Annotated in this window: 17 protein-coding genes and 1 tRNA gene; 9 read left to right on the top strand and 9 right to left on the bottom strand. The window is 61.3% G+C overall.

The genetic code is table 11. From position 1 onward, the window contains the following. Window positions 1–140: 140 nt before the first annotated feature. The gene (gene pckA / locus JKL48_RS08365) at window positions 141–1,766 is read left to right on the top strand and encodes a phosphoenolpyruvate carboxykinase (ATP) (RefSeq protein WP_201981285.1); all 1,626 of its coding nucleotides are present in this window, start codon (window positions 141–143) and stop codon (window positions 1,764–1,766) included. Between the two features lie 59 nt (window positions 1,767–1,825). Here the strand turns inward: pckA and JKL48_RS08360 are convergent, their stop codons facing one another. Both JKL48_RS08360 and JKL48_RS08355 read right to left on the bottom strand, forming a co-directional pair. Continuing rightward, window positions 1,826–2,182, bottom strand: coding sequence for a hypothetical protein (locus JKL48_RS08360; protein WP_201981283.1), 357 nt, complete (start codon window positions 2,180–2,182; stop codon window positions 1,826–1,828). A 94-nt stretch (window positions 2,183–2,276) separates the two neighbouring features. After that, the gene (locus tag JKL48_RS08355) at window positions 2,277–3,068 is read right to left on the bottom strand and encodes a plasmid pRiA4b ORF-3 family protein (protein ID WP_201981281.1); all 792 of its coding nucleotides are present in this window, start codon (window positions 3,066–3,068) and stop codon (window positions 2,277–2,279) included. Window positions 3,069–3,097: 29 nt separating this feature from the next. On the opposite strand from JKL48_RS08355, the gene JKL48_RS08350 reads away from it, so the two are divergent. After that, window positions 3,098–3,799 (top strand): 16S rRNA (uracil(1498)-N(3))-methyltransferase, encoded by a 702-nt coding sequence (locus JKL48_RS08350; protein ID WP_201981279.1) that lies wholly within the window; start codon window positions 3,098–3,100, stop codon window positions 3,797–3,799. Between the two features lie 65 nt (window positions 3,800–3,864). On the opposite strand, the gene JKL48_RS08345 is transcribed toward JKL48_RS08350, so the two are convergent. Continuing rightward, window positions 3,865–4,821, bottom strand: a complete 957-nt coding sequence (locus tag JKL48_RS08345; protein ID WP_201981277.1) for a DUF6843 domain-containing protein — start codon at window positions 4,819–4,821, stop codon at window positions 3,865–3,867. Window positions 4,822–4,968: 147 nt separating this feature from the next. Between JKL48_RS08345 and JKL48_RS08340 the strand changes: the two genes are divergently transcribed. The 5 genes from JKL48_RS08340 to JKL48_RS08320 all read left to right on the top strand — a co-directional run bounded on the left by JKL48_RS08340 (window position 4,969) and on the right by JKL48_RS08320 (window position 10,310). Further along, window positions 4,969–5,634, top strand: coding sequence for a DUF4159 domain-containing protein (locus tag JKL48_RS08340; protein WP_201981275.1), 666 nt, complete (start codon window positions 4,969–4,971; stop codon window positions 5,632–5,634). Between the two features lie 61 nt (window positions 5,635–5,695). Then, window positions 5,696–6,274, top strand: a complete 579-nt coding sequence (locus JKL48_RS08335) for a biliverdin-producing heme oxygenase (protein WP_201981273.1) — start codon at window positions 5,696–5,698, stop codon at window positions 6,272–6,274. Beyond that, a complete protein-coding gene (locus tag JKL48_RS08330) occupies window positions 6,256–8,571 on the top strand; it encodes an ATP-binding protein (RefSeq protein ID WP_201981270.1) in 2,316 nt (771 codons plus the stop codon). The genes JKL48_RS08335 and JKL48_RS08330 overlap by 19 nt, the downstream gene beginning before the upstream one ends. Continuing rightward, window positions 8,571–9,017: a response regulator gene (locus tag JKL48_RS08325; RefSeq protein ID WP_201981267.1), complete on the top strand. Its 447-nt coding sequence runs from the start codon at window positions 8,571–8,573 to the stop codon at window positions 9,015–9,017. Before JKL48_RS08330 ends, JKL48_RS08325 begins: the two co-directional genes overlap by 1 nt. A 6-nt stretch (window positions 9,018–9,023) precedes the next feature. Then, the gene (locus tag JKL48_RS08320) at window positions 9,024–10,310 is read left to right on the top strand and encodes an ATP-binding protein (protein ID WP_201981266.1); all 1,287 of its coding nucleotides are present in this window, start codon (window positions 9,024–9,026) and stop codon (window positions 10,308–10,310) included. Here JKL48_RS08320 and JKL48_RS08315 read toward each other — a convergent pair. Continuing rightward, a complete protein-coding gene (locus JKL48_RS08315) occupies window positions 10,307–10,879 on the bottom strand; it encodes a 1-acyl-sn-glycerol-3-phosphate acyltransferase (RefSeq protein ID WP_201981265.1) in 573 nt (190 codons plus the stop codon). The two genes, JKL48_RS08320 and JKL48_RS08315, sit on opposite strands and share 4 nt — an antisense overlap. A gap of 456 nt (window positions 10,880–11,335) precedes the next feature. Here JKL48_RS08315 and JKL48_RS08310 point away from each other — a divergent pair, with 456 nt between their 5' ends. Next, a complete protein-coding gene (locus JKL48_RS08310) occupies window positions 11,336–14,317 on the top strand; it encodes a heparinase II/III domain-containing protein (protein ID WP_201981264.1) in 2,982 nt (993 codons plus the stop codon). A gap of 20 nt (window positions 14,318–14,337) precedes the next feature. Here JKL48_RS08310 and JKL48_RS08305 read toward each other — a convergent pair whose 3' ends face one another. The 3 genes from JKL48_RS08305 to JKL48_RS08295 form a co-directional block, all read right to left on the bottom strand. Further along, window positions 14,338–15,147, bottom strand: a complete 810-nt coding sequence (locus JKL48_RS08305; protein WP_317191909.1) for a patatin-like phospholipase family protein — start codon at window positions 15,145–15,147, stop codon at window positions 14,338–14,340. A 67-nt stretch (window positions 15,148–15,214) separates the two neighbouring features. Next, a complete protein-coding gene (locus JKL48_RS08300; RefSeq protein ID WP_201981249.1) occupies window positions 15,215–16,063 on the bottom strand; it encodes an MBL fold metallo-hydrolase in 849 nt (282 codons plus the stop codon). 122 nt (window positions 16,064–16,185) lie between these two features. After that, window positions 16,186–17,133: an acetyl-CoA carboxylase carboxyltransferase subunit alpha gene (locus tag JKL48_RS08295; protein WP_201981246.1), complete on the bottom strand. Its 948-nt coding sequence runs from the start codon at window positions 17,131–17,133 to the stop codon at window positions 16,186–16,188. Between the two features lie 295 nt (window positions 17,134–17,428). Between JKL48_RS08295 and JKL48_RS08290 the strand changes: the two genes are divergently transcribed. Then, a tRNA-Asp gene (locus JKL48_RS08290) sits at window positions 17,429–17,502 on the top strand. Window positions 17,503–17,580: 78 nt separating this feature from the next. On the opposite strand, the gene JKL48_RS08285 is transcribed toward JKL48_RS08290, so the two are convergent. Further along, window positions 17,581–21,171, bottom strand: coding sequence for a hypothetical protein (locus JKL48_RS08285; RefSeq protein WP_201981243.1), 3,591 nt, complete (start codon window positions 21,169–21,171; stop codon window positions 17,581–17,583). After that, entirely contained in the window at window positions 21,171–21,701 is a 531-nt protein-coding gene (locus JKL48_RS08280; protein WP_201981242.1) for a hypothetical protein, read from the bottom strand. Before JKL48_RS08280 ends, JKL48_RS08285 begins: the two co-directional genes overlap by 1 nt. Between the last annotated feature and the right edge of the window lie 81 nt (window positions 21,702–21,782).

Genomic DNA, 21,782 nt, shown 5'->3' with positions numbered 1-21,782 from the left:
TTCAATCGGCAGGCACAAATCAACCACACATGGTTTGATTTGTCCTGCTAAAAAAACAAATTGTTTCACTGGTAACGATTGCAGCGTTTCTACCTTTGTACCAGAAGTCACGAGAATTCCCACCCAACACTTTCAGGGCCATGCAAAAAGACTCCCACCTTGCCGCCGAAACCCACAATCGTTTGCAGCCTTTGGGCTTCACCGAAACCGGTACTGTTCACCTCAATCTTACCCCCGCCGAGCTTGTTGAGCACGCCCTGCGCAACGGCGAAGGCCACCTCACCGACACCGGCGCGCTGATGGCCGACACCGGCAAGTTCACCGGCCGCTCGCCCAAAGACCGTTTTGTGGTGCGCGACGCCAACACCGCCGACAGCGTGTGGTGGGGCGACATCAACATTCCCTTCGCCCCCGAGAAATTTGACCAGCTGCACCAGAAAATGGTGGCCTACCTTGCCGACAAGGAGCTGTACGTGCGCGAAGCCTACGCCGGCGCCAACCCCGACTACCAGCTCAAGCTGCGCGTGGTGAATGAGCAGTCCTGGCATAACCTGTTTTGCTACAACATGTTTCTGCGCCCCGCCGAAGGCGCCGACACCAGCTGGACGCCCGATTTTAGCATCATCTGCGCCCCCGGCTTCGAGGCCGACCCGGCCGTTGACGGCACCCGCCAGCCCAACTTCGCCATCATCAACTTCACCAAGAAGATGATTCTGATTGGCGGCACGGGCTATGCCGGCGAGATGAAAAAAGGCATTTTCGGGGTGCTGAACTACCTGCTGCCCCACGAGCACAACACGCTGAGCATGCACTGCTCGGCCAACGTGGGCAAGGCCGGCGACACGGCCATTTTCTTCGGCCTGTCCGGCACCGGCAAAACGACTCTCTCGGCCGACCCCAACCGGGGCCTCATCGGCGACGACGAGCACGGCTGGACGCCCGACGCCGGCATCTTCAACTTCGAAGGCGGCTGCTACGCCAAGGTCATCGACCTGAGCAAGGAGAAGGAGCCAGAGATTTACGACGCCATCCGCTTCGGCTCCATCGTCGAGAACACGCGCTTCGTGCCCGGCACCCACACCGTGGACTACGCCAATAAGTCGGTGACCGAAAACACCCGCACCGCCTATCCCATCAACTTCATTCCCAACGCTATCGAGCCCGGCGTGGCCAAGGCCCCGAAAAACATTTTCTTCCTCACGGCCGATGCATTCGGTGTGATTCCGCCCATCAGCAAGCTCGACAAGTCGCACGCCATGTACCTGTTCATGTCGGGTTACACGGCCAAGGTGGCGGGCACCGAAATGGGCGTGACCGAGCCGCAAACGACGTTCTCGGCTTGTTTCGGTGCGGTATTTCTGCCCCTGCACCCCACCAAATACGCTGAGATGCTGGGCCAGAAAATGGATGAGAACCCGGACATTAACGTGTGGCTCATCAACACCGGCTGGACGGGCGGCAGCTACGGCACCGGCCACCGTATGAAGCTGCCCTACACCCGCGCCATGATTACGGCCGCCCTCAACGGCCAACTCGACGACGTGAAGTTCACGAAGCACCCCATCTTTGGCATGGCTGTGCCCGGCGCGGTACCCGGCGTGCCTTCTGAAATCCTGGACCCGCGCAACACCTGGGCCGACAAAGAAGCCTACGACAAAACGGCGGCGGACTTGGCCGAGAAGTTTGTTGAAAACTTTAAGAAGTACGCCGAGTTTGCCAACGAGGAAATATTAGCCGGCGCGCCCCGCGTGGCGGTAGAAGCCTAAGTTTCCCGAGTAGTTCACTCACCAAAAAGCCCCGTCAGTTGCAGCTGACGGGGCTTTTGCTATTTCAAATAATTATGAAGCCATTCTGTTTCCTGCTGAGCAACTGCGGGATTAAGCGTGTACCCTGAAGCCGAATAATCAGAGGAGTAGCTTTTGATTATTGCCAATAATTTAGCCGCTAATTTCTGAGACGGGTTGCCAAACTCCAATAGCATATGGGCAACCCACAATTGAATCAAATATTGCCCTTCCTGAGCATATAGATAGAATTCTTCCTCTAAGTATTGGATAAAATAAGACTTCGCGGTTTTTAGAATAGCTTGATAAATGTCTGTTTCCTTTGCTTTGTGCATTGCAGGCGTAATGCCCAACTGATAAGCTTGGCGACACTGGATTAGAAAGTCATCTTTAGGCATCTAAAAAATCGAGACATTTTTTTGTAGAAATTCTGCCCACCGCTAGAGCAAGGCTGCACAAGACTAAGTAGGAAGTCACGCCGCCAGAAAACGCTTATCTCTTCGGCTTCTTCGGTGGCGGGGGCGGCTGGGGCAGCGCATTCAGGCTAGCCGTCATTGCCGCCAGTAGGGCCTCCATGTCAAAGGCCGGACGGGGCGGAGGCGGGTTGGCGGCAAAATGCTGCACGTAGTTGGTCAGCATTTCATCCTCGGCGGCTACGATTTGGCGCAAGATGCACAGGTCGTGGTTGTAGTCGGCGAGTGGAAACTCTTCGGGGTCGAATTTGCCCAAGCCGGCGTACTCGCTGGGCAGGCGCTTGCGTTTGCCAGCAGCTTTTTCGGCCAGCACCTCTAGCAACTGCTCGTAGCCGGGGAAGCCGCCGAGGTCTTCGGGCGGGGCGGCGCGCTTGCCGGCCAAGCAGCGCACGGCTGGCGTGGGATGGCCCTCGGCCAGCGGCAGCACTTTCTCCACCACGATGTCGTGTTCCCAGTAATCCCCAAAATCGTAGACATAAGCGACCTTGTCCTTGGGCTTGCGCAGGATTTCATCCAGCGCTACCTGACGCGGGTCGAGTTGCCATTCGGGCATGTTGTCTTCGTCGCCGGGCAGCACTGCGGGCGAGCCGGTGAGGAACTCGTTGATGCTGCCCCGCCCCTGCCGGAACTCAAACAAGTGGCTATTCTGCCAGTCAAACAGGATTTGCAGCACGAAGTGAAATTCCCAGAACGTGAGCGTATCGGGCACTTCAACGCGGCGCCAGATGGGCGGCTTAATGTAGCGTAGCGCTATTTTGAGGTGCAGCACGTTGGCCATAGTGTAGGGCTTGGGAGTAAACGACTCAGCCAAAATACTACGCTGCCCCCGAACTTTGCCCCATGCTTACTTGCTTCGCGCCCGACCTCACCCCCACCCAAACCACTTACCAGCTTGCTGAAGAGGAGAGCAAGCATGCCGTGCGCGTATTGCGGCTGGCCGCTGGCAAAGCGGTGGAACTGCTCGACGGCCAGGGTGGCCGTTATAAAGCCGAAATCGCCGATGCCAACCCCAAACGCTGCCAGCTACGCATCACCCACCACGAAACGGTGGCGCCCCGCCCCTACTTCACCCACGTAGCCGTGGCCCCCACCAAGAACCTCGACCGCATGGAGTGGTTCGTGGAAAAAGCGGTGGAAGTGGGTGTGGAGCGCATCAGCTTCCTGCGCTGCGCCCGCTCCGAGCGCCGCGAGCTGAAGCTGGAACGACTGGAGAAAATTGCCATCAGCGCCCTCAAGCAAAGCGGCCAGGCCTGGCTGCCGCAGCTGGACGAGCTGCAGGATTTCGCGGCTTTTGTGGTGGGCGTGACGCCGGACACCACGTTTATCGCCCACTTGGAAGAAGGCGAACGCACGGCGCTGGCCCAGGTAGCCGGCGCGGGGCCGGGCTGTTGCGTGCTCATCGGGCCAGAGGGAGATTTTACGCCGCAGGAAATTGCGCTGGCGCTGGCCCGCGGCATTCGGCCCGTTACGCTGGGCACCTCGCGTCTGCGCACGGAAACGGCGGCGCTGGCGGCGGTGTTTACGGTGCAGCTGGTGCGATAGAACCACCGAAAGGCTCAAACCCAGATGCGCTAGCCCTCGCTTTGGAGCCGCATGCTGGCGCGGTTTCAAGGCCGCCTGCTTCGGCACTCGTTCACCAAGGTCAAGGTGAGCGAATCAAGCCGCCTCTGACGCCTGGATGATTCGGACTCGGAGACGACCGTGGTGTCGTTGGTGAAAACGGTAAAGTAGCTAAAATGAATATCTGGCCCTGCAGCCGAGGTGGCCCCGGCGGCCACCGGTGCGCTCATGCTGCCGCTGGCCGTGAGCGCCACGCCGGCCCGGCCCGGGTTGCTGCCGGGAGTCGCGAATATTTCGCGGGCGCGCTTGCGTTTGCCTCGCTTGTCCACCCAATAATATTCGTTGTCAACCAGGCCCGCCACAAACGGGGGTTGCAGAATTAAGACGCCGTTGCGGGGCAGCGTCAATATTCGGCGGCCATTTTCGGTCGGGGGGGTCAAGCCACAGCTTTCACCGTAAACCACCCTGAATTCACCGGAGAAATCATCCGGAATTAAATACGTTTCCTTCGCGGGGCGGTTGAGGTAGTCCACGGTCCATGAAAGCCCGATAAGGAGGGCCCCGGTACCTGCCAGCGCCAGAAAACCGGTGAAAAGCACGGTCAAAACTCGCCGGCTTCTATTCGCTTCGGGCAGGAAGCGTTCCAGCAGCAGCAGTTGCGCGGCTGTTCCTCCCACCCACGGGTACAGGACCGGAAAGCTAAAAGCACCCATCCAAGGTCCCAATAGAAGCGCAACTCCATAGACCCACCCGAAGGCGATGCCCGCGGCGATAACCACAAGTAAAAGTGCCCTTAATCCAACAGGAAACGAAGGCAGTATTCTTAGAATCAGGGGACTAATAGCGGCCACTCCTGCTACCAGCGGGGCAGTCCAATATAAAAAAGCTTCCGTGTCGCCGGACCCAAACCAGTTTTGGCGCGCCAGGAAACCCATTACAATCGCGAGGCTGCCCGTTATATTTAGCAACATACCGGCTGCCTGTACTCCCACGGAACGATTCATTTTGGCAATTCTTAAGTTATGCTGACAAGTAATCCAATCATCGCGGCAAGTTTGTCGATATAATTGATGGGTTGCCAAAAAACGGAGACGCTGCCTGCTTTCCGCTTTCACCTTTCTCCGGCTACAAAAAATCACCCGATATTCCCTATGTTCCCCAAATTACTGCTTCTTGCCGCCGCTTTCCTGCTCACCCTCACCGCCGCCGCGCCGGCTCCGAGCTTCCGCATCGCCAAGCTGCACTACGGCGGCGGGGGCGACTGGTACGCCAACAAAACCTCGCTGCCCAACCTCATCAATTTCTGCAACCAAGCCCTGAAAACCAACATCGCGCCCGACGAGGCCACTGTGGAGCTCGACGCACCGGAGCTGCTCACCTACCCGTTTGTGCACATGACCGGGCACGGCAACGTGAGCTTCACCGACGCCGAGGCCAGGAACCTGCGCCGCTACCTCATCGGCGGTGGCTTCCTGCACATCGACGACAACTACGGGCTCGATAAATTCATCCGGCCGGAGATGAAAAAGGTATTTCCCGAGCTGGAATTTGTGGAGTTGCCCTACTCCCACCCCATTTACCACCAGAAATACCAGTTCCCCAAGGGCTTGCCCAAGGTGCACGAGCACGACGGCAAACGCGCCCAGGGCTTCGGGCTTCTGTATAAAGGCCGGCTCGTGTGCTTCTACAGCTACGAATGCGACCTGGGCAACGGCTGGGAAGACGTGGGCACCTACCCCGAGGATTCGCCTGCCGTGCACGACGCGGCTCTGCGCATGGGCGCCAACCTGGTGAGCTACGCCCTGACGCAGGACTAATCGATGCCACTGGAATGGGGTTTCCTGCCCTATTTTAGCTGTCTTAACACCGGTTCCTCCCATGCTGCCACCCACAGAAAGCCCGACTATTCTGTCTCGCCTTCGCCTCGAAACCAGACCGTTTCACGATGCCGTGGAGCAAAACCCATTCAACCTGGCGCTAACGGCCGGCTCGGTCACGGCCACCGGCACGGCCCGGTTCCTGGCCAAGATGTACGGCTTTGTGCAGCCCTACGAAGCCCGGCTGCGCGAGCACGCCTCCGCTTTCGGCGCGGGCTGGCAGCTGGAGGAGCGCTACCGCGCCCCGCTGATTCTGGAAGATTTGGCCCGGCTGGGCCATCTGGGCACGCCGCCGCAGTGCCCCGCGCTGCCGGCGTGGCGCACGCTGCTCCAGCTGCTGGGCGCCATGTACGTGCTGGAAGGCTCCACGCTGGGCGGGCAGGTGATTGCGCGGCAGCTCGACAAAACCGGCATTGCGGCGCATGCCTATTTCACGGGCCGCGCCGAGCGCACCGGGCCGCTGTGGAAATCCTTCTGCCAGGAGCTTGCCGCCGCCGCTACTCCTGCCACCGAGCCGGCCATTGTGGAGTCGGCCGTTCACACGTTTCAATCCCTTTCCGAATGGCTAAACCAGCCGTGAGCTACTCCGACGAAAGCCTGGTGGGCGCGCCCATCACCCTCAACAACTGCGACCGCGAGCCCATTCACATTCCGGGCCTTATCCAGCCCTACGGCTTCCTGCTGTGCCTCGATGAGCAGAGCCGCCGCGTGGTGCAGGCCAGCGCCAACACCCCCGAGCTGCTGGGCCTGACGCCCGAAGAGCTGCTGGGCGCCGGCCTGGAGCGCCTGCTCGGTCCCGCCCACCTGGCCGAGTTAGAAGCCATCTGGCCCAGCCTTACCGAAGCGGCCCGGCTGCTGGGTGTGCGCCTCGACGGCGTGGCGGGCCGGCCATATTTCAAGCTCATTGTGCACCGCTACGACGGCCTGCTGTGGGTGGAAGGCGAACCCGTGGCCGAAAACAGCGTGAGCGCCCTCAACCTGCCGGCCCTCAACGAGGCCCTGGGCCGCCTGCTCACGGCCGAAACCGTGCTCGACTTCTGCCAGGTGGCCGTGGAGCAGGTGCGCACCATCACGGGGTTCGACCGGGTGGCCATTTACCGCTTCGCCCCCGACGACAGCGGCGAAGTCATTGCCGAAGCCATTCGGCCCGACCTACCGCCCTGGCTGGGCATGCACTACCCGGCCACCGACATCCCGAAGCAGGCCCGCGCCATGTACCTCAAAAACTGGCTGCGCTTCATTCCGGATGCCAGCTACGTGCCCGCGCCGCTGGTGCCCACGGTGCGCCTCGGCGCCACCCGCCCGCCCGACATGACCTACGCCGTGCTGCGGAGCGTGTCGCCCATCCACATCGAGTACCTGCACAACCTGGGCTCGAAGGCGACCATGACCATCTCGCTCATTCAGGAAGGGCGGCTGTGGGGCATGATTACCTGCCACCACGAAAGCCCCCGCCTGGTGAGCTACGAGCTGCGCGACCTGTGCCAGTTTGTGGGCAAAACCGTGTCGGCGCTGCTCAAAAACAAGGAGCAGCACGACGAGCGGGCCTACCAGCTGCGCATCACCCACACCCAGCTGCAACTATTCGACCAGGTGAGCACGCAGGCCAATTTTCTTGAGGGCCTCTACCGCCACTCGCCCACGCTGCTCGACGTGTTCGACTGCGGCGGGGCGGCCATCTGCTTCGAAGGCGAAATCGTGACGCTGGGCCACACGCCCACCAAGCCGCAGATTCAGGAAGTGGTGGAGTGGCTGCGCACCCATACCACCACGGAAGTATTCCACACCAATTCCTACGCCCAGCTCAACCCCGCGGGCCTGCAAATCCGGGCCACGGCCAGCGGGCTGCTGGCCATTACGCTGGCCCAGGCGACGGGCGAGTACATCATCTGGTTTCGGCCCGAAGTGATTCAGACCGTGACCTGGGCCGGGCGCCACGAGAAAAACCAAACCACCGTGGATGGGCAGATTTTTCTCTCGCCCCGGCAGTCGTTCGAGGCCTGGAAGCAGACCGTGGAAAACACTTCGGCGCCCTGGAAACCGCTGGAAATTGAGGCTGCCAAGGCCATTCGGCTGCACCTTTCCGACGTGCGCCTGAAAATCTTCAACGAGCTGCAGGCCCGCGCCACCGGCCTGGCCCTGCTCAACGCCGAGCTGGAGCGCAGCAACGACGAGCTGGACTCCTTCGCCTACGTGGCCTCGCACGACCTGAAGGAGCCCCTGCGCGGCATTCACAACTACTCCATTTTCCTGCTCGAAGACTACGCCGACCAGCTCGATGCCGAGGGCGTGAGCAAGCTCCAGACCCTGGTGCGGCTCAGCCAGCGCATGGAATCGTTGATAGAATCGTTGCTGACGCTCTCGCGCGTGGGCCGGACCGATTTGTCGGTCGAAGTGACCGATTTGAACGAGGCCCTGGCCGACGTGATGGACCTGCTTCAGCCCCGCATCGAGCAAACGCACACCACCGTGGAGGTGCCCGAGCCGCTGCCCGCCATCCGCTGCGACCGCATTCGCTTGCGCGAGGTGTTTAATAATCTGCTCACCAACGCCATGCGCTACAACGACCGGCCCGAGAAGCGCATCACCGTCGGCCAAGCGCCGGCCAATATTCGCGGGCCCAAAGGCACCGGAAACCCAACCGATTTTCACGTATTTTACGTACAGGATAACGGCATCGGCATCGACCCGCGGCACCACGAAAACATTTTCAAAATATTCAAACGGCTGCATTCTCAGGAAAAGTATGGCGGCGGCACGGGCGCCGGTCTGGCCATCGCCAAAAAGATGATAGAAAAACACAATGGCGAGCTGTGGGTTAGCTCTTTAACCGGCCAGGGAGCGACGTTTTATTTTTCCATTTCCAAGTATCTCTAATGAACCCCACCTCCCTCATTCCCATCCTCGTGGTGGAGGACAGCATCGAAGACTTCACGGCCTTGAGCCGGGCGTTTCGCAAGAATGCTGTGCCCAACCCCGTGCTGCGCTGCGAAGACGGGGACCAAGCCCTCGAATACCTGCAGGGCTACGGCAAGCACCCCGACTGGCCTAGCACCCTGCCCGTTATTGTGCTGCTCGACCTGAACATGCCGGGCACCGATGGCCGCGCCGTACTCGATATTCTGAAGCAGGACAAGGCGCTGCAATCCATCCCCGTTATTGTCTTCACCACTTCGGCCAACAGCCGCGACGTGGAGGAATGCTACCGGCTGGGCGCCAACAGCTACCTGACCAAACCCATCGAATACAGCGCCTTGGAGGAAAAAGTACGCCTGATTGTGCGCTACTGGCTCGACGCGTCCGAATTGCCTATTGCCTGCTAATTGCCAGTGAAGCTTATCCTGCTCATCGACGACAATCCGGAGGACCGGATGCTGTACCGCCGCTTCCTGGGCCATAACTCCGGCTTTGAGCGGCTGGAAATCATTGAGGCCAGCTCCGGAGACGAAGGGCTGGAATTATTTAAAGTACAGCAGCCCGACTGCGTGCTGCTCGACTACAACCTGCCCGATACCGACGGCCTGGCTATGTTGGAGGCATTTGGCAAGCTCGTGCCCCTCGAAACGCTGTGCGTGGTGATGATAACCGGTGGCGGCAGCGAAGCCCTAGCCGTGCGGGCCCTCAACAACGGCGCCCTCGACTACCTGGTGAAGCAGCAGTTCGACCGCGAGTTGCTGAACAAAACCGTGCAGCACGCCATCGAGAAAAACGAGTGGCGGCAGTACGTGGCCCGCTACCACGGCGAGCTTCAGGGCGTGAACCGCCAGCTGCGCGAGTCACTGGCCGAGCTGACTGAAATCCGGCAGGAGCTGCACGATAAAAACGCCCAGCTCAGCGCCGCCAACCGCGAAATAGGCGCCCGCAACCAGCAGCTGGCCCGCACCAACCAGGACCTCGACAACTTCGTGTACGCGGCCAGCCACGACCTGCGCCAACCGGTGAACAACCTGTGCGGCCTCTTTGATGAGCTGCGCCGCACCGCCACCTTCCACGACCCCGAAGAAGCCGTGGTGCTGCGCCTGGTGGAAGAATCGCTGCACAACCTCTCCACCACCATCACGGACCTGGCGGCGGTGGTGCAGGAGCAGCGCAGCCCCGGCGAGCAAGCCGTGGAGCAGGTGAACTTCGCCGGCCTCGCGGCCGATGTGCTACAGGCCCTGCGGCCCCAGCTGCTGGCTACCGACGCTCGTTTTGAAACCGAATTTGAAGCCCTGCCTGAGCTGCAATACGTGCGCAGCAACCTGCGCACCATCTTGCTCAACCTGCTCAGCAATGCCCTGAAATACCGGCACCCCGACCGCGCCCCGCACGTGCAGGTGCGCACCTACCGGGTGGGCGACTGCCCCGTGCTGGAAGTAAAAGATAATGGCCTGGGCATGAACCTGGACCGCTATGGCAGCGAGCTGTTTCACTTGTTTCGGCGCTTCCACCCCCAGGCCGGCGAGGGCACGGGCGTGGGCCTGTTTCTGGTGAACCGATTGGTGCAGTCGCAGGGCGGCCACATCGCAGTCGAGAGCCAGGAAGGCCGGGGCACCACGTTCCGCGTGTACTTGCACGACGGGCGCGGCTGCGCTCCATCTGCCGCCATGGCCGCAAGCGCCCAGCAGCTGGCCTAGCGCACGCCCTGCTGCGGAAAACGACCGGTTTTGGTGCGGTAAAAGGCCTTGATTTTGGCCTCATCGGCCTCGTAGTCGCCGGTGGGCCACACGGCTTTGCCGATGCCGGCTTCCTTTTTAGCATAGTCCAGGTACCCCAGCCGGATGGGCACGTGCGCGCCCAGCGCGGCGTAGTAATAACCTTTGCGCCAGCGCGGCTGGTAAGCACGAGTGCCTTCGGGCGTGATGAGAATCACCAGCTCGTCGCGCTCATTGAAAAGCTGCACCATGCCGTCCACGAGGCTGTTGTTGCGGCTGCGGTCCACGGGCAGCGCGCCAATGGCTTTCACCAGCCAGCCCAGCGCCCAGTGCTCGGTCCACTCCTTTTTCACGGTGAAGCGCACGTCCACGTCCATCAAATAAAACGCCGCCCGCGCCAGAATGAGGTCCCAGTTGCTGGTGTGCGGAGCCGCAATCATGATGCTTTTCTTGATTTCGGGGTCGTTGATTTCCCCCAGCTTCCAGCCGGCCACCCCGAACACAAGTTTGGCCATGTAATACCAGAAAGTGGAAGTCTTGCGGGCGGGCATTGGGAAAAGAAGAGAGGTACGTGGGAAAAGAAAAGCAGCGCTCAGTGGCTTGGGCTTACAAAGATGCGTCCGATTCCGATTGCAATGGGTGTTGGAAAGGAAAAGGTTTATGGCTAAAGGCAGCCCCAAAACAGCTTCCGGGTCTATACGAATGGAACGGGGTTTTGCACGCCGGTAGTCCATCCCTCGATTTGAAACATTGACCACGGACACAGACCTGGAACCTGATTTTATGAAATTTTCTGGCGCTTTGGACCACTTATGAACTAAAAACCGCGTCTGACGGTGATAGGAACGGAGAAAATTTCCGTTATGCCGCTATCGATACTGACCAAAGCATCCTTTTCCAGTCTTTTTAACTGCCCCACTGCTGCTCACCCGCAACAATACTCATCGGCACCGCTGCAAAGACCTTCGTTGCGAATGCAGACGGAAGGCTGCTTTTCAAAGAAGTTTTTGAGGGACGCCAAGTGGCAACTAGTGCTATTGTTGGCCCTGCTGAGCGGTACGCACCAGGCAGCAGCCCAGACCGGCAGCTGGAACCCGCCCGGAGCCGACCTGACATATCCGCGCACGCTGCTGAAAGCAGCGGACCTGAGCAGCATACAAGCCTCACTGGCAGCGGCTGACCGCCTCGCGCTTTACCAAACGCTGTGGGACGACGTGCAGGGTTCGCCGACCAGCGATAACGTAAACACCAATGGCCGACGGGCCCGCGCCGCCTTTGCTAAAAACGCTGCGTTCGTGGTTCTGCTGGGCCGCCAGCCGGCTGGCGCCAGCCTCGTGGCCCTTCCGGCAGCGCAACGCGGCGCACTTACTACCAGCATCCGCATTCTACTTGAGAACATCAATACCGACGTGGAAGTGTTTGCCACGCCGGCCGGCGACACACCTTATTCCGAATGGCAGTGGCGCTCGAAAGAACTGATAGACTACCTGATAGCCTACGACCTGCTGCGCGGCTCCGGCGAAACGGCCGCTTCATTGCTGGTGGCGCAGGCCCGGCTCCAGGAATTTGCCGGCAACCTCTACCGGCAATCGACCACCCCGCTGGGCCCGTATTTTTTCTACAACATCGTCAAGAATAACCACACGCTGATGACGGCCGCCGCGCTGGGCATGGCCGCCGTGGTGCTCAACGATGCCGGCAGCGCCGACCCCACCCGCCAGCCCGCCAGCTGGGCCGGGGCCGGCCTCTACCACATCGACAACGTGCTGTGGCGCGACGCGCTGCGCCAGTCCGACTCGACCCAGGTGGCGGGCTATGCCGAGGGACCTTACTACTTCAAGTATGCCATGCTCAACTGCCTGCCGTTTTTTCGGGCAATGGGTAATTTTTTGCCGGATGGCCGCCAGACCTACGCATTTGGCAACAGCACGCGCCGCATTCGCAACCCCTACTTTGACCCCAAATACGCCCGGCTGTATTCATGGGTAATGGCCATTTTGCAGCCCGACGGCCGGCTGCCCGCGCTGGAAGACTCATTCGTAGACATGGGCATGCCCGAGCTGGCCCTGACCGGCAACCCGCAGTTCGTCAAGCCCATGTATTTCAGCAAGGTATCGGGCACTGTGCTGGCTTCCAACCTGGCCCAGCTGCGCGATGTGACGGTGGACATGCGCGCCGCCTGGCTGGCCGCCAGCGTGCTGCCTACTGCTCAAAACCAGCCCACCCTGACGGCACTGCCAGCCAGCGGCAACTTGGTGTTTCGCTCCGGCAACGACTCTCTGGCCACTTACCTCCACCTCAATGGCCGCGGCGGCCTGGCCCAGGCCAATTCCGGCGGGCACAGCCAGGGCGACGCCAGTAGTTTCCTGTTGCACGCCCAAGGCCAGTTACTGGCCCTCGACCCCGGCTACCTCAGCTACAACCGCCGTACCGAGGTTGGCCAGGCCACCCACCACAATCTGGTGCTGGTAGACGGCGCCGGCCCGGCTATTGGCACGCCCAGCGTGAGCAGCCCGGTGTCAGCCAGCATTCAGCACACGCTGCAAACCCCGCAGCTCACCTACGGCGAGGTGACGACAGTCTATGAGGGCGCCGATATCACCCGCAAGGCGGTATTTGTGCGCAACTCGTATTTTCTGCTGGCCGATGCGGTGACCGCCGCCGCGCCCCACGCCTACACCTGGCAGCTGCACGGCTATGGCTTGCAGGGCGGCACGCCGGCCACGGGCATTTTCAGCGGCAGCCTAGCCAATCAGGAAAGTACCTGGGAGAAAAACGGCGTCGGATTATTGGCCCACGTCGCGACGGATGGCACGGCCACGTATTCCACAGCCACCAACGTACACGAAACCACTTACAACACGGCCGAAAATCACACCACGCTGCTGGTGCAGCAAGCCGGCGCCGCCCAGGCGCAATTCCTGACGGCGCTGTGCCCCTACACCACCCAACGGCCCCAGGTTACCACCATCAGCCAGCCGGGTACCGCCGCGCTGGCGGCTTCTACGGCCGGGTTTGTTGACCTTGCACTTGCGCAGGCCGACACGGTGCTGCAAACCACCGTTAGCCCGCTGCTTGCCCAGCCCGTGAGTGCCGACGGCCAATTAAACCTTTATTCGACTACCACCGGCGGCGACTTCGCGCAGCTATTTGTGCAGCAAGGCACGCAGCTCAGCTTTGGGACTGCAGCCGTGCTGCGGGCTTCCCGGCGCGCCACCATCAGCTGGCAGCAGAGCAGTGCTACTCGCTACGACGGCTACGCCAGCCGCGCTACCACCCTCACGCTGGCCCTGAACCGGGCGCCAAGCGCAGTCAGCGGAACCGGCGTGGCCAATTATTCATACAACGCCAGCCGCCAGGAGCTGCAAGTGGTGTTGCAGAGCGCGACTGCCTTCGTCGTGCTCATCTCGACTAGCTCCTTCACCCCCAACCCGCTACCGGTAACGCTCACCGATTTTGCTGCGTCACGTCACGGCGCGGCTGTGCGCCTGAGCTGGCACACCGCTTCCGAACAGCACAACGCCGGCTTCGAAGTGCAGCGCCAAACCGATGCCGTTGGCTACTTCACGGCCATTGGCTTTGTGGCAGGCGCAGGCACGGCCACCAAACCCACCAGCTACACTTTCCCCGATGATTCGGCCCCGGCAACGGCGGCTTACTACCGCCTGCGCCAGATTGACCAAAACGGTACCTCCACGTATTCGCCTGTAGCGGCCATTGCCGCCGCGCCTACCACGGCGCCGCGCATTCTGGCAGTCAGCCCACAGCCCGCTCACGACCAGCTTCAGGTGCAGCTTACCTCAATGCCCGACCAGCCAGTGACCCTGGAAGTACTCGACGCCCTGGGCCGGGTGGTGCGCCGGCAACAGTCCCGCCAAAGCACCACCGTCGATGTCGGCAACCTGCCGGGCGGCCTATATTATTTGCGGGCCGCTGATGGCGCAGGCCAACCTCTGGGCGGCAGCCAAAAAATTCTTATAGCCCCGTAAGCGCCGCTTTCCGCGTTTTATTAGCTGAGCAGCTCCTGCAAAGCAGCCGCCTGCCCCATGGTGTAGCGGTAGCCGATATCGAACAGCTCGGGGCCGCGCTTGTAGCTGAGGGGGCGGTAATGGCGCAGCTCGGGGGGCTCCAGCAGTAGGTGGCACTGGGCTTTGCGGGCCGCCGTATTGGCGTTGATGGCCAAATGCAGGGTGCGCTCGATGAGCCGGCGGAAGGTTGGAATGCGGGCTTCGGGGTTGATGGGGTTGCAGTGCACGCCCACCACGCGCAGGCCGGGCTGGCCCAGTAGCGGCTCCACGGGCAGGTTGTTGAGCAAGCCACCGTCTACCAGCTGCCGCCCCTGGTACTCTACCGGCCGATACACAATGGGCACCGCCGACGAGGCCAGCAGCGGCGGCAACAATGCCCCGGAACTAAAATAGACCGATTCGCCGGCCATCAAATCCGTGGCCACCAGCGTCAGCGGACGGCTCAGCTGCTCGAACGTGAGCGTAGTGCCCAGGTGCCGCGCCAACAGCTGTTCCACCGCGTCGAGGTGCAGCAGCCCAAACCTGCTGAACGCCGGCCGCGTAAGCCGGAACACATTGGTTGCCAGCAGAAGTCGCAATATTTCGCGGGGGGCAAAGCCCGCCGCGTAAAACACACTGGCAATAGCGCCCGAGCTCACCCCGGCCAGCTGCGCCACCGGCAGCTGTAATTCATCCAGCGCGGCCAATACGCCTAGGTGCGCAATGCCGCGCGCTCCGCCGCCAGACAATGCCAGGCCCAACCGAATGGTAGGCTCAGGCAGCGACGAAGCGGGGAATGGGGAGGGCAGCACGTTCGTTTCCAGGAGGCTGTATTTTATGTTTCTTCGCTAATTTCCGCACTGGCATCGGCGCAGCACGCTATAAATCGGCCAGCTTCAGCGTCTCTGCCAGGCGGATACCTTTGTCGGTCAACTGCACGGTGCAGGCTTCGTGCGTGGGGTCGTGTTCGAGCAGCAGCACCCAGTTTTCCTCGGCCGCCCGGCGCAGCACGGCTTCTTTTTCGGTCATAGTAATGAGCGGCCGCATGTCGTAGCTCATCACGTAAGGCAGCGGAATATGGCCCGCACTCGGCAGCAAATCGGCCATAAAAGCCAGCGTACGGCCTTTGTAGTGCAGCAGCGGCACCATCATTTTCTCCGTATGGCCGTCGGCCATAATAATTTCACGAAACTGCGGCAGACCGTCGGGCACTCCACCGTTTAAGTCCACAAATTTCAAGTGGCCGCTTTCCTGAATCGGCAGGATGTTTTCCCGCAAAAAGCTGGCTTTCTCGCGCGGATTGGGCGTCACCGCCCAGTCCCAATGGGCTTGGTTGCTCCAGTACGTGGCGTGCGGAAACGCCAGCTGCAACACCCCATCGGGCCGGCGCTGCACCGAGCCACCGCAGTGGTCAAAGTGCAGGTGCGTCAAAAAAACATCGGTGATATCAGCGCTGGTAAAGCCCAGCTTGCGCAACGACTTCTCCAGCGTATCGTCGCCGTGCAGGTAAAAATGCCCCCGGAATTTTTCGTCCTGCTTCTCGCCAATGCCATTGTCGATGAGCAGCAGCCGGCCGCCGTCTTCCACCAGCAGGCAGCGCATGGCCCAAGTGCACATGTTGTTCGCATCGGGCGGGTTCAGCTTCTGCCACATGCTCTTGGGCACTACGCCAAACATGGCGCCGCCGTCGAGCTTAAACAAACCCGTATCAATGGTATGGATTTTCACAATCTTGTCATCCTGAGCGTAGCGCAGGACCTTATCACGCCTGTGCTGCTGGGTAAGCAAAAGCAGACGAAAGCAGCCGTGATAAGATGCTTCCTTCGTCAGCATGACAAACACACTGGCGCCTATTCCACCACCACGCCCATCGCCGAAAACTTATCGATTCGCTGCGAAATCCGCTCATCGGCCGAAATGGTAGCCAGCTCTTTCAGCGTTTTCAGCAGCGTGCTTTTCAGCGTCTCAATCATCCGTTCCGGGTCGGTGTGGGCGCCGCCAAGAGGCTCTTTCACGATGCCGTCCACCAGGCCCGCATTTTTCATGTCAGTGGCCGTGAGCTTGAGGGCTTCCGCCGCCTGCTCCTTGTAATCCCAGCTCCGCCATAATATGCTACTGCACGATTCGGGCGAAATCACTGAATACCAGGTATTTTCCAGCATCAGCACCCGGTCGCCTATAGCAATACCCAGCGCGCCGCCACTGGCCCCCTCGCCAATAATGACGCAAATCACGGGCACTTTGAGCATGAACATTTCCTTCAGATTGCGCGCAATAGCCTCGCCTTGGCCCCGCTCCTCGGCCTCCAGGCCCGGAAAGGCCCCGGGCGTGTCAATCAGCGTCACCACCGGCACGTTGAATTTCTCGGCCAGCTTCATCAGGCGCAAGGCCTTGCGGTAGCCCTCGGGGTTGGGCATGCCGAAGTTGCGGAATTGGCGCTGCTTGGTGTTGTGCCCCTTTTGCTGACCGATGAACATGACGGTGTGCCCGTCAATCTCCCCAAATCCGCCCACCATGGCCTTGTCGTCGCCCACGGTGCGGTCACCGTGCAGTTCCACAAATTTGTCGGCCATGCCGTCGATGTAGTCTAAGGTGTAGGGCCGGTCGGGGTGACGTGACAGTTGCACCCGCTGCCAGCGCGTGAGGTTGGCGTAGGTTTCTTTCTTGAGGTCTTTGATACGCTTTTCCAGCGCCGCCACGGCTTCGCCTACTTCCACGTCGCTATCGGCGGCGAGTTTCTGCATTTCAAGAAGCTTGCCTTCAAGGGCAGCAATGGGTTGTTCAAAGTCGAGGAGCATGGAATGCGGGGAGTGGGCGATGAGTAGGAAAGCGAAAATAGCGGACGGCGCGGTCAGAAGTGGGCTCGAACCCGCAACCTGTGCCCTCCATGCCGCCACGAAAGCGGGTGGCAAAGGTAAAACATCCGCCGTTTCGGCCGAGATGAAAAATTAATCCCCTTGAAAAACAACCTTCAAGCTCTCTATCCATGTCGTTTTGCGAAAAAACTTACGCCCAGGCTTGCGGGCCGCACTTTTTCTCCCCTACCTTTGCAGCACCAAAACGGAAAACAGTCGCGTTTTCTGTCCGGCAAACGGTTTGGTAGTTCAGTTGGTTAGAATGCCGCCCTGTCACGGCGGAGGTCGCGGGTTCGAGTCCCGTCCAGACCGCTACCGTTTGCAAAAAAGGCCATTTCCAGCACGGAAATGGCCTTTTTTATTTTACTGTGGCATTTACTGTGGCACGGCTTACTGAATACCGTTCGCCTCACGCACCTGCTGGCGGTCGCTTAATTCATCCTCCAGCGTGGCCGTGTCGCCGGGCGTCCACGCCACGTATTGCCGGCTGGGCAGGGCCCGCACGGCCGATTCGACCCGGTTGACGGCCTGCACCAACTCCTGACTGCCCGGGCCGGTACTGGCCCCAGTCGCAGGGGCACTGCCGGCCACGCCCCCATCCGCGTAGTAGCCCGGCTGCCGGCGCAGCGGTGCCCCGCCCCGGTGCAGGCTCGTATCGAGCAGCGCGTCCACCAGCTCGCGGTTGTTGGCGTAGGTGTCGCGGCTCAGAATCATGTAGGGCTCGCCCCGCTCCCACTCGCCCAGGTGCTCGCCCGTGGCCCCATCGACCATCCGGATGCCGCCCCCACTGTGCAGCTGGCCCACGGCCGGCACGCCGGCCACCGGGTTGATGCTCCCCCCGGAGGCAAACTGCCGCACCCGCTCGCGCCACGTCGGCTTCGGCCCCCCTACAACGCCGCCCCGGGCAAACTCGGGGATGGGCGTGGCAATGATTTTGGCAATGCCCAGCGCGCCCGTCACGCCGGCGGCAATCATCAGCGGCACGTTCGGCGAGGCCTTGATGACCGAGAGGGCCGTTTGAATCACCGCCTGGGCCACGTTGAAGGCTTTTTCCTTCTCGGCTGCGTCTTTCTTCACCCGGCGGGTCTGCGCGTCGTAGTTGGCCTCAATGGCGGCTTTCTGCGATTCGTAGGACTCCTTGGCGATGCGGCCGGCCTTGTACTCGGACTCCAGCTGGGCCAGGCGCTTTTTCTTGCTCTGTTCGATGCGGATTAGCTCCTTATCGCTGTCAATTTTTGAGAAATCGGCCAATGCCTGCACGGCCTGGCTCCCGATGCCCAGCGCAAACTCTGTCCCGGCCCGGTTGCGGTCCTTCGAGCGCTGCGCATATTCCTCCTCCAGCGCTTCCTTGTCGTCGAGGTATTTGCGCGAAATAGCCAGCTTTTCGGCTTCGCTTAGGCCCAGTTGAAAATACTCCTCCGCATACTGCGCATCGAGCTGCTGCTTCCGCAGGGCGTATTCGTCGGCATCGGCCTGGGCGCGGGCGGCACTGAACTCGGCCGCCTGCTGCCGGCGGCGCTCGATGCGGCGCCGGGCAATGTCCTCGTCAATGGCGGCGATGCGCTCGGCCACCTGGCGCTGCTGCTCCACCCGGCTGGCTTCCAGCGCCACCAGGTCGCGCTGGAGCTTTTCCTGAATTAGCCGGCGCTTTTCGGCCGCGTTGCGGTCGGTGTCGAGGATTTTAAGCAGCTCGCCGGCGGCCGCCGTGCGCAGCTCCGCCGCCCGGCGCTCCCACTCGTTTTGGATGAGGGCATTGCGCTGCTTTTCAATGCTTAATTCCTCTTCCGCCTCCTTTTGGGCCCGGGCCCGCCGCACCTCGGCCACGTCCACGGCCAGCTTCTCGTCGATGAGTTTGCGCTGCTCGGCAATCTGCTCGGCCGTGCCCTTGGCGGTGGCCTTCTCTTTTTCAGCGGCCGCGTTCAGCTGCTGAATCTTTTTCTCGGTTTCGTCGCTGAGCAGCGCCGCCTTCAGGTCGGCGATGCGCTTGTCCACGTCGGCCTGGTCTTTGGCCCGTTTCTCAGCGGCCGCTTTGGTTTTGGTATCGTAGTCGTCCTGCAGCTGGTGCAAATCGCGCAGGGCTTCGGCCCGAATCACTTTCTTGTCGCCGGCGGTTTTCTTCTCATCCAGCAACTCGATGTCGCGCTTGGTCGTCACCTCCTGCTTTTTCAGGCGCAACTCCTCCGCCGAGCCGGCCGCCACCAGCGCCAGGGCCGCTTTGATGTGGGCTTCCCGGTTTTTCAGGCTTTCCAGGTTGGCCTTCAACTCTTCCTCCGCTGTTTTCTTGGCCGCGGCCTGGGCCTTTTTCGCCAATTCGGCCCGCTGCTCACTGGCCCGCGCCGCCTGCGCGGCCTGTTCCTTAGCTTGCTGCGCGGCGTAGCCCTGGTGGTAGGCGGCCGCGGCGTCGGTACCGGCCTTGCTCAGCACCGGGCCCAACTCGTCCAGCCCCTTTTTAATCAGGGCCGGGTTGAAGGTGAAAATGCCGGCCAGCAGCGTGGCCACGCTGCCCAGCTGGTTTACCACCACCTCCTTGATGCTGGTAAACACCGATTTGGCCGTGGCGGAAAGGCCGGCAAACACCTCGCGCACCTTCTCACTCTTATCGTAAAGCGTGACCAGGCCGCCTACCAGCAGGGCCACGGCCGCGATGACCAATCCAATGGGGTTGGCACTCATAGCGGCGTTGAGCACGCGCTGCGCGGTGGCACTGGCCAGCGTGGCCGCCGCCCGTCCCTTTTCCACCACGGCCTGGTAGAGCACCAAGCCGTTGAGAATGACCTGCTCGGCATTGAGCGTGACGATGGCCACGCCCAGGCCCAGGAGCGCCGCCTTGTTTTCCGAAAGGAATGCCGGCGTGCCCTTTAGCAGTTCGATGAAGAACGTAAACAAGCCCAGGCCTGCGGTGAGCACCGGCTGCATGGCCTGCAACCCGTCCACTATCAATTCGCCCAGCCCCTCTTTGACGTTGCCAATCTGAATCTGGAACTGTTTCAGCGGGCCGGTACCGGCTTTGGCCGCTGCCTCGGCCGAGCCGGCGAACTCCGTTTTTAACTCCCGCAGGATGATGGCCTGCGCGCCGGCCACGTCCCCGGTATCGACCAGCGACTTAATCATCGTTTTCTGGTCTTCCGAGAACGACACGCCGGCTTTGGCCAGCGCCGTGATGCCCTTCACCGGGTCGTTCAGCGCTTTGCCTACCTGAATGGTGGCCCCTTTCAGGTCAGCCTCTCCGTCCCCGCCCAGCTTGGTGGCCATGTCCACGATGGCCGGCAAGGCCTCCTCGTACACGCCCTTCTTAATCTTGGTGAAGGTGAGCAGCACGGCCTGGGCCTGCGTGATGGCGTCGCCGTCGAGGATGGTTTTGCCTTCCAGGGCGGTGCTCAGGTCGAGCAGCTCCTGCTTGGTGAGGCCGGCCGCGTGGCCGGTGCTGTTGAGCGTAGCCTCCAGCTGCGCGGCGGCGCCCTGGGCCTGGGCAAACTCGTCGATGCTTTCCGAGCCGAGCTGCTTGAGCCCGCTCAGCACGGCCTCCACCCCCAGCTGAATGCCGGTAAAGGCCACCGCTTTTTTCAGGAAATCACCGAAGCCGCCGCCGGCGTTGTCCAGCTCTTCCTTCACGCCCCTGGCCTCGCGGCGCACCTGCGCCAGGCGCGCATCAACTTCGGCCAGCTCCTGGGCTTTATCGACGAAGGATTGGGTGTTGGGCGTGAGCTGACCCAACTCGCGGTTGAGCTGCCGCGACAAGTTGCCCAGCTGCGGAATCGTGAGCGAGGTAAGGCCGATTTCCTTGCGCAGTTCGGCCATGCGGGCATTGACCGTGCTCAGCTCCTTATTGGCCGCCACGTACTCCTCCGTGCCTTTTCGCAGGCCCTTCATGCCGTCCTGCAGCACCTGGGCCTTGCGGGTGAGGTTATCGAGTTCGGTGCGCGACTGCGAGCCGTCGATTTCGAGCTTAATCTGGACGTTGTCCTGTCTTACTTGTCCCATTAGAGGCGGATGCTGGCGGCGAGGTGGGTGCCGGTTTGGGCGGCGTAGCGGGTGGTCACGGCGTCGATGAAGCGGTTAATCGACCCGTAGAAGGTTTTGGCGAACCAGGCCTTGGGGCGTACCTGGCTCTGGTCGCGCAGCATGGCGCGGGAGAGGCCCCACGCGATGCGGTTGAGGGCCACGGCTTTGGTGAGCGGAAATTGCCCGTAGCGGTAGCCGGGCACGTAACTGAACTTGTCAATGCCGACCTTCGCCACGTAGGCTTCGATGACATCGAGCGGCGGCGCTTTGCGGCGGTTGATGCCCTTCATGTCCCGAATGCGGCCGTACTGCTCGAAGGCCACCCCCATGCTGGCCACGTGGCGGGCCGAAGCCGCCACCACTTCCGAGCGCAGGGACTGGAGCAGTTCCTGGGTGAAGACGAGGCCCTTCTGTTCGATGGAAGCCGCCAGCAGCGCCAGCGCCCGGGTGGCGTAGTTGCCCAACTCCTCGTCGAGGATGCGCTGAAAGTCGGCGGAGTAGTCACTCATGTCCCCAAGATGCGGGGGCTACTCAGCGGGACATAGGACGAAAAAAGCCCCGCCGGTGGGCGGGGCTTCGTAGCGCTATTC

Source organism: Hymenobacter rubidus (assembly GCF_016734815.1).
In the GTDB taxonomy this organism is placed as follows: Bacteria; Bacteroidota; Bacteroidia; order Cytophagales; family Hymenobacteraceae; genus Hymenobacter; species Hymenobacter rubidus.
This window is presented reverse-complemented; position numbering and strand designations above follow the sequence as displayed.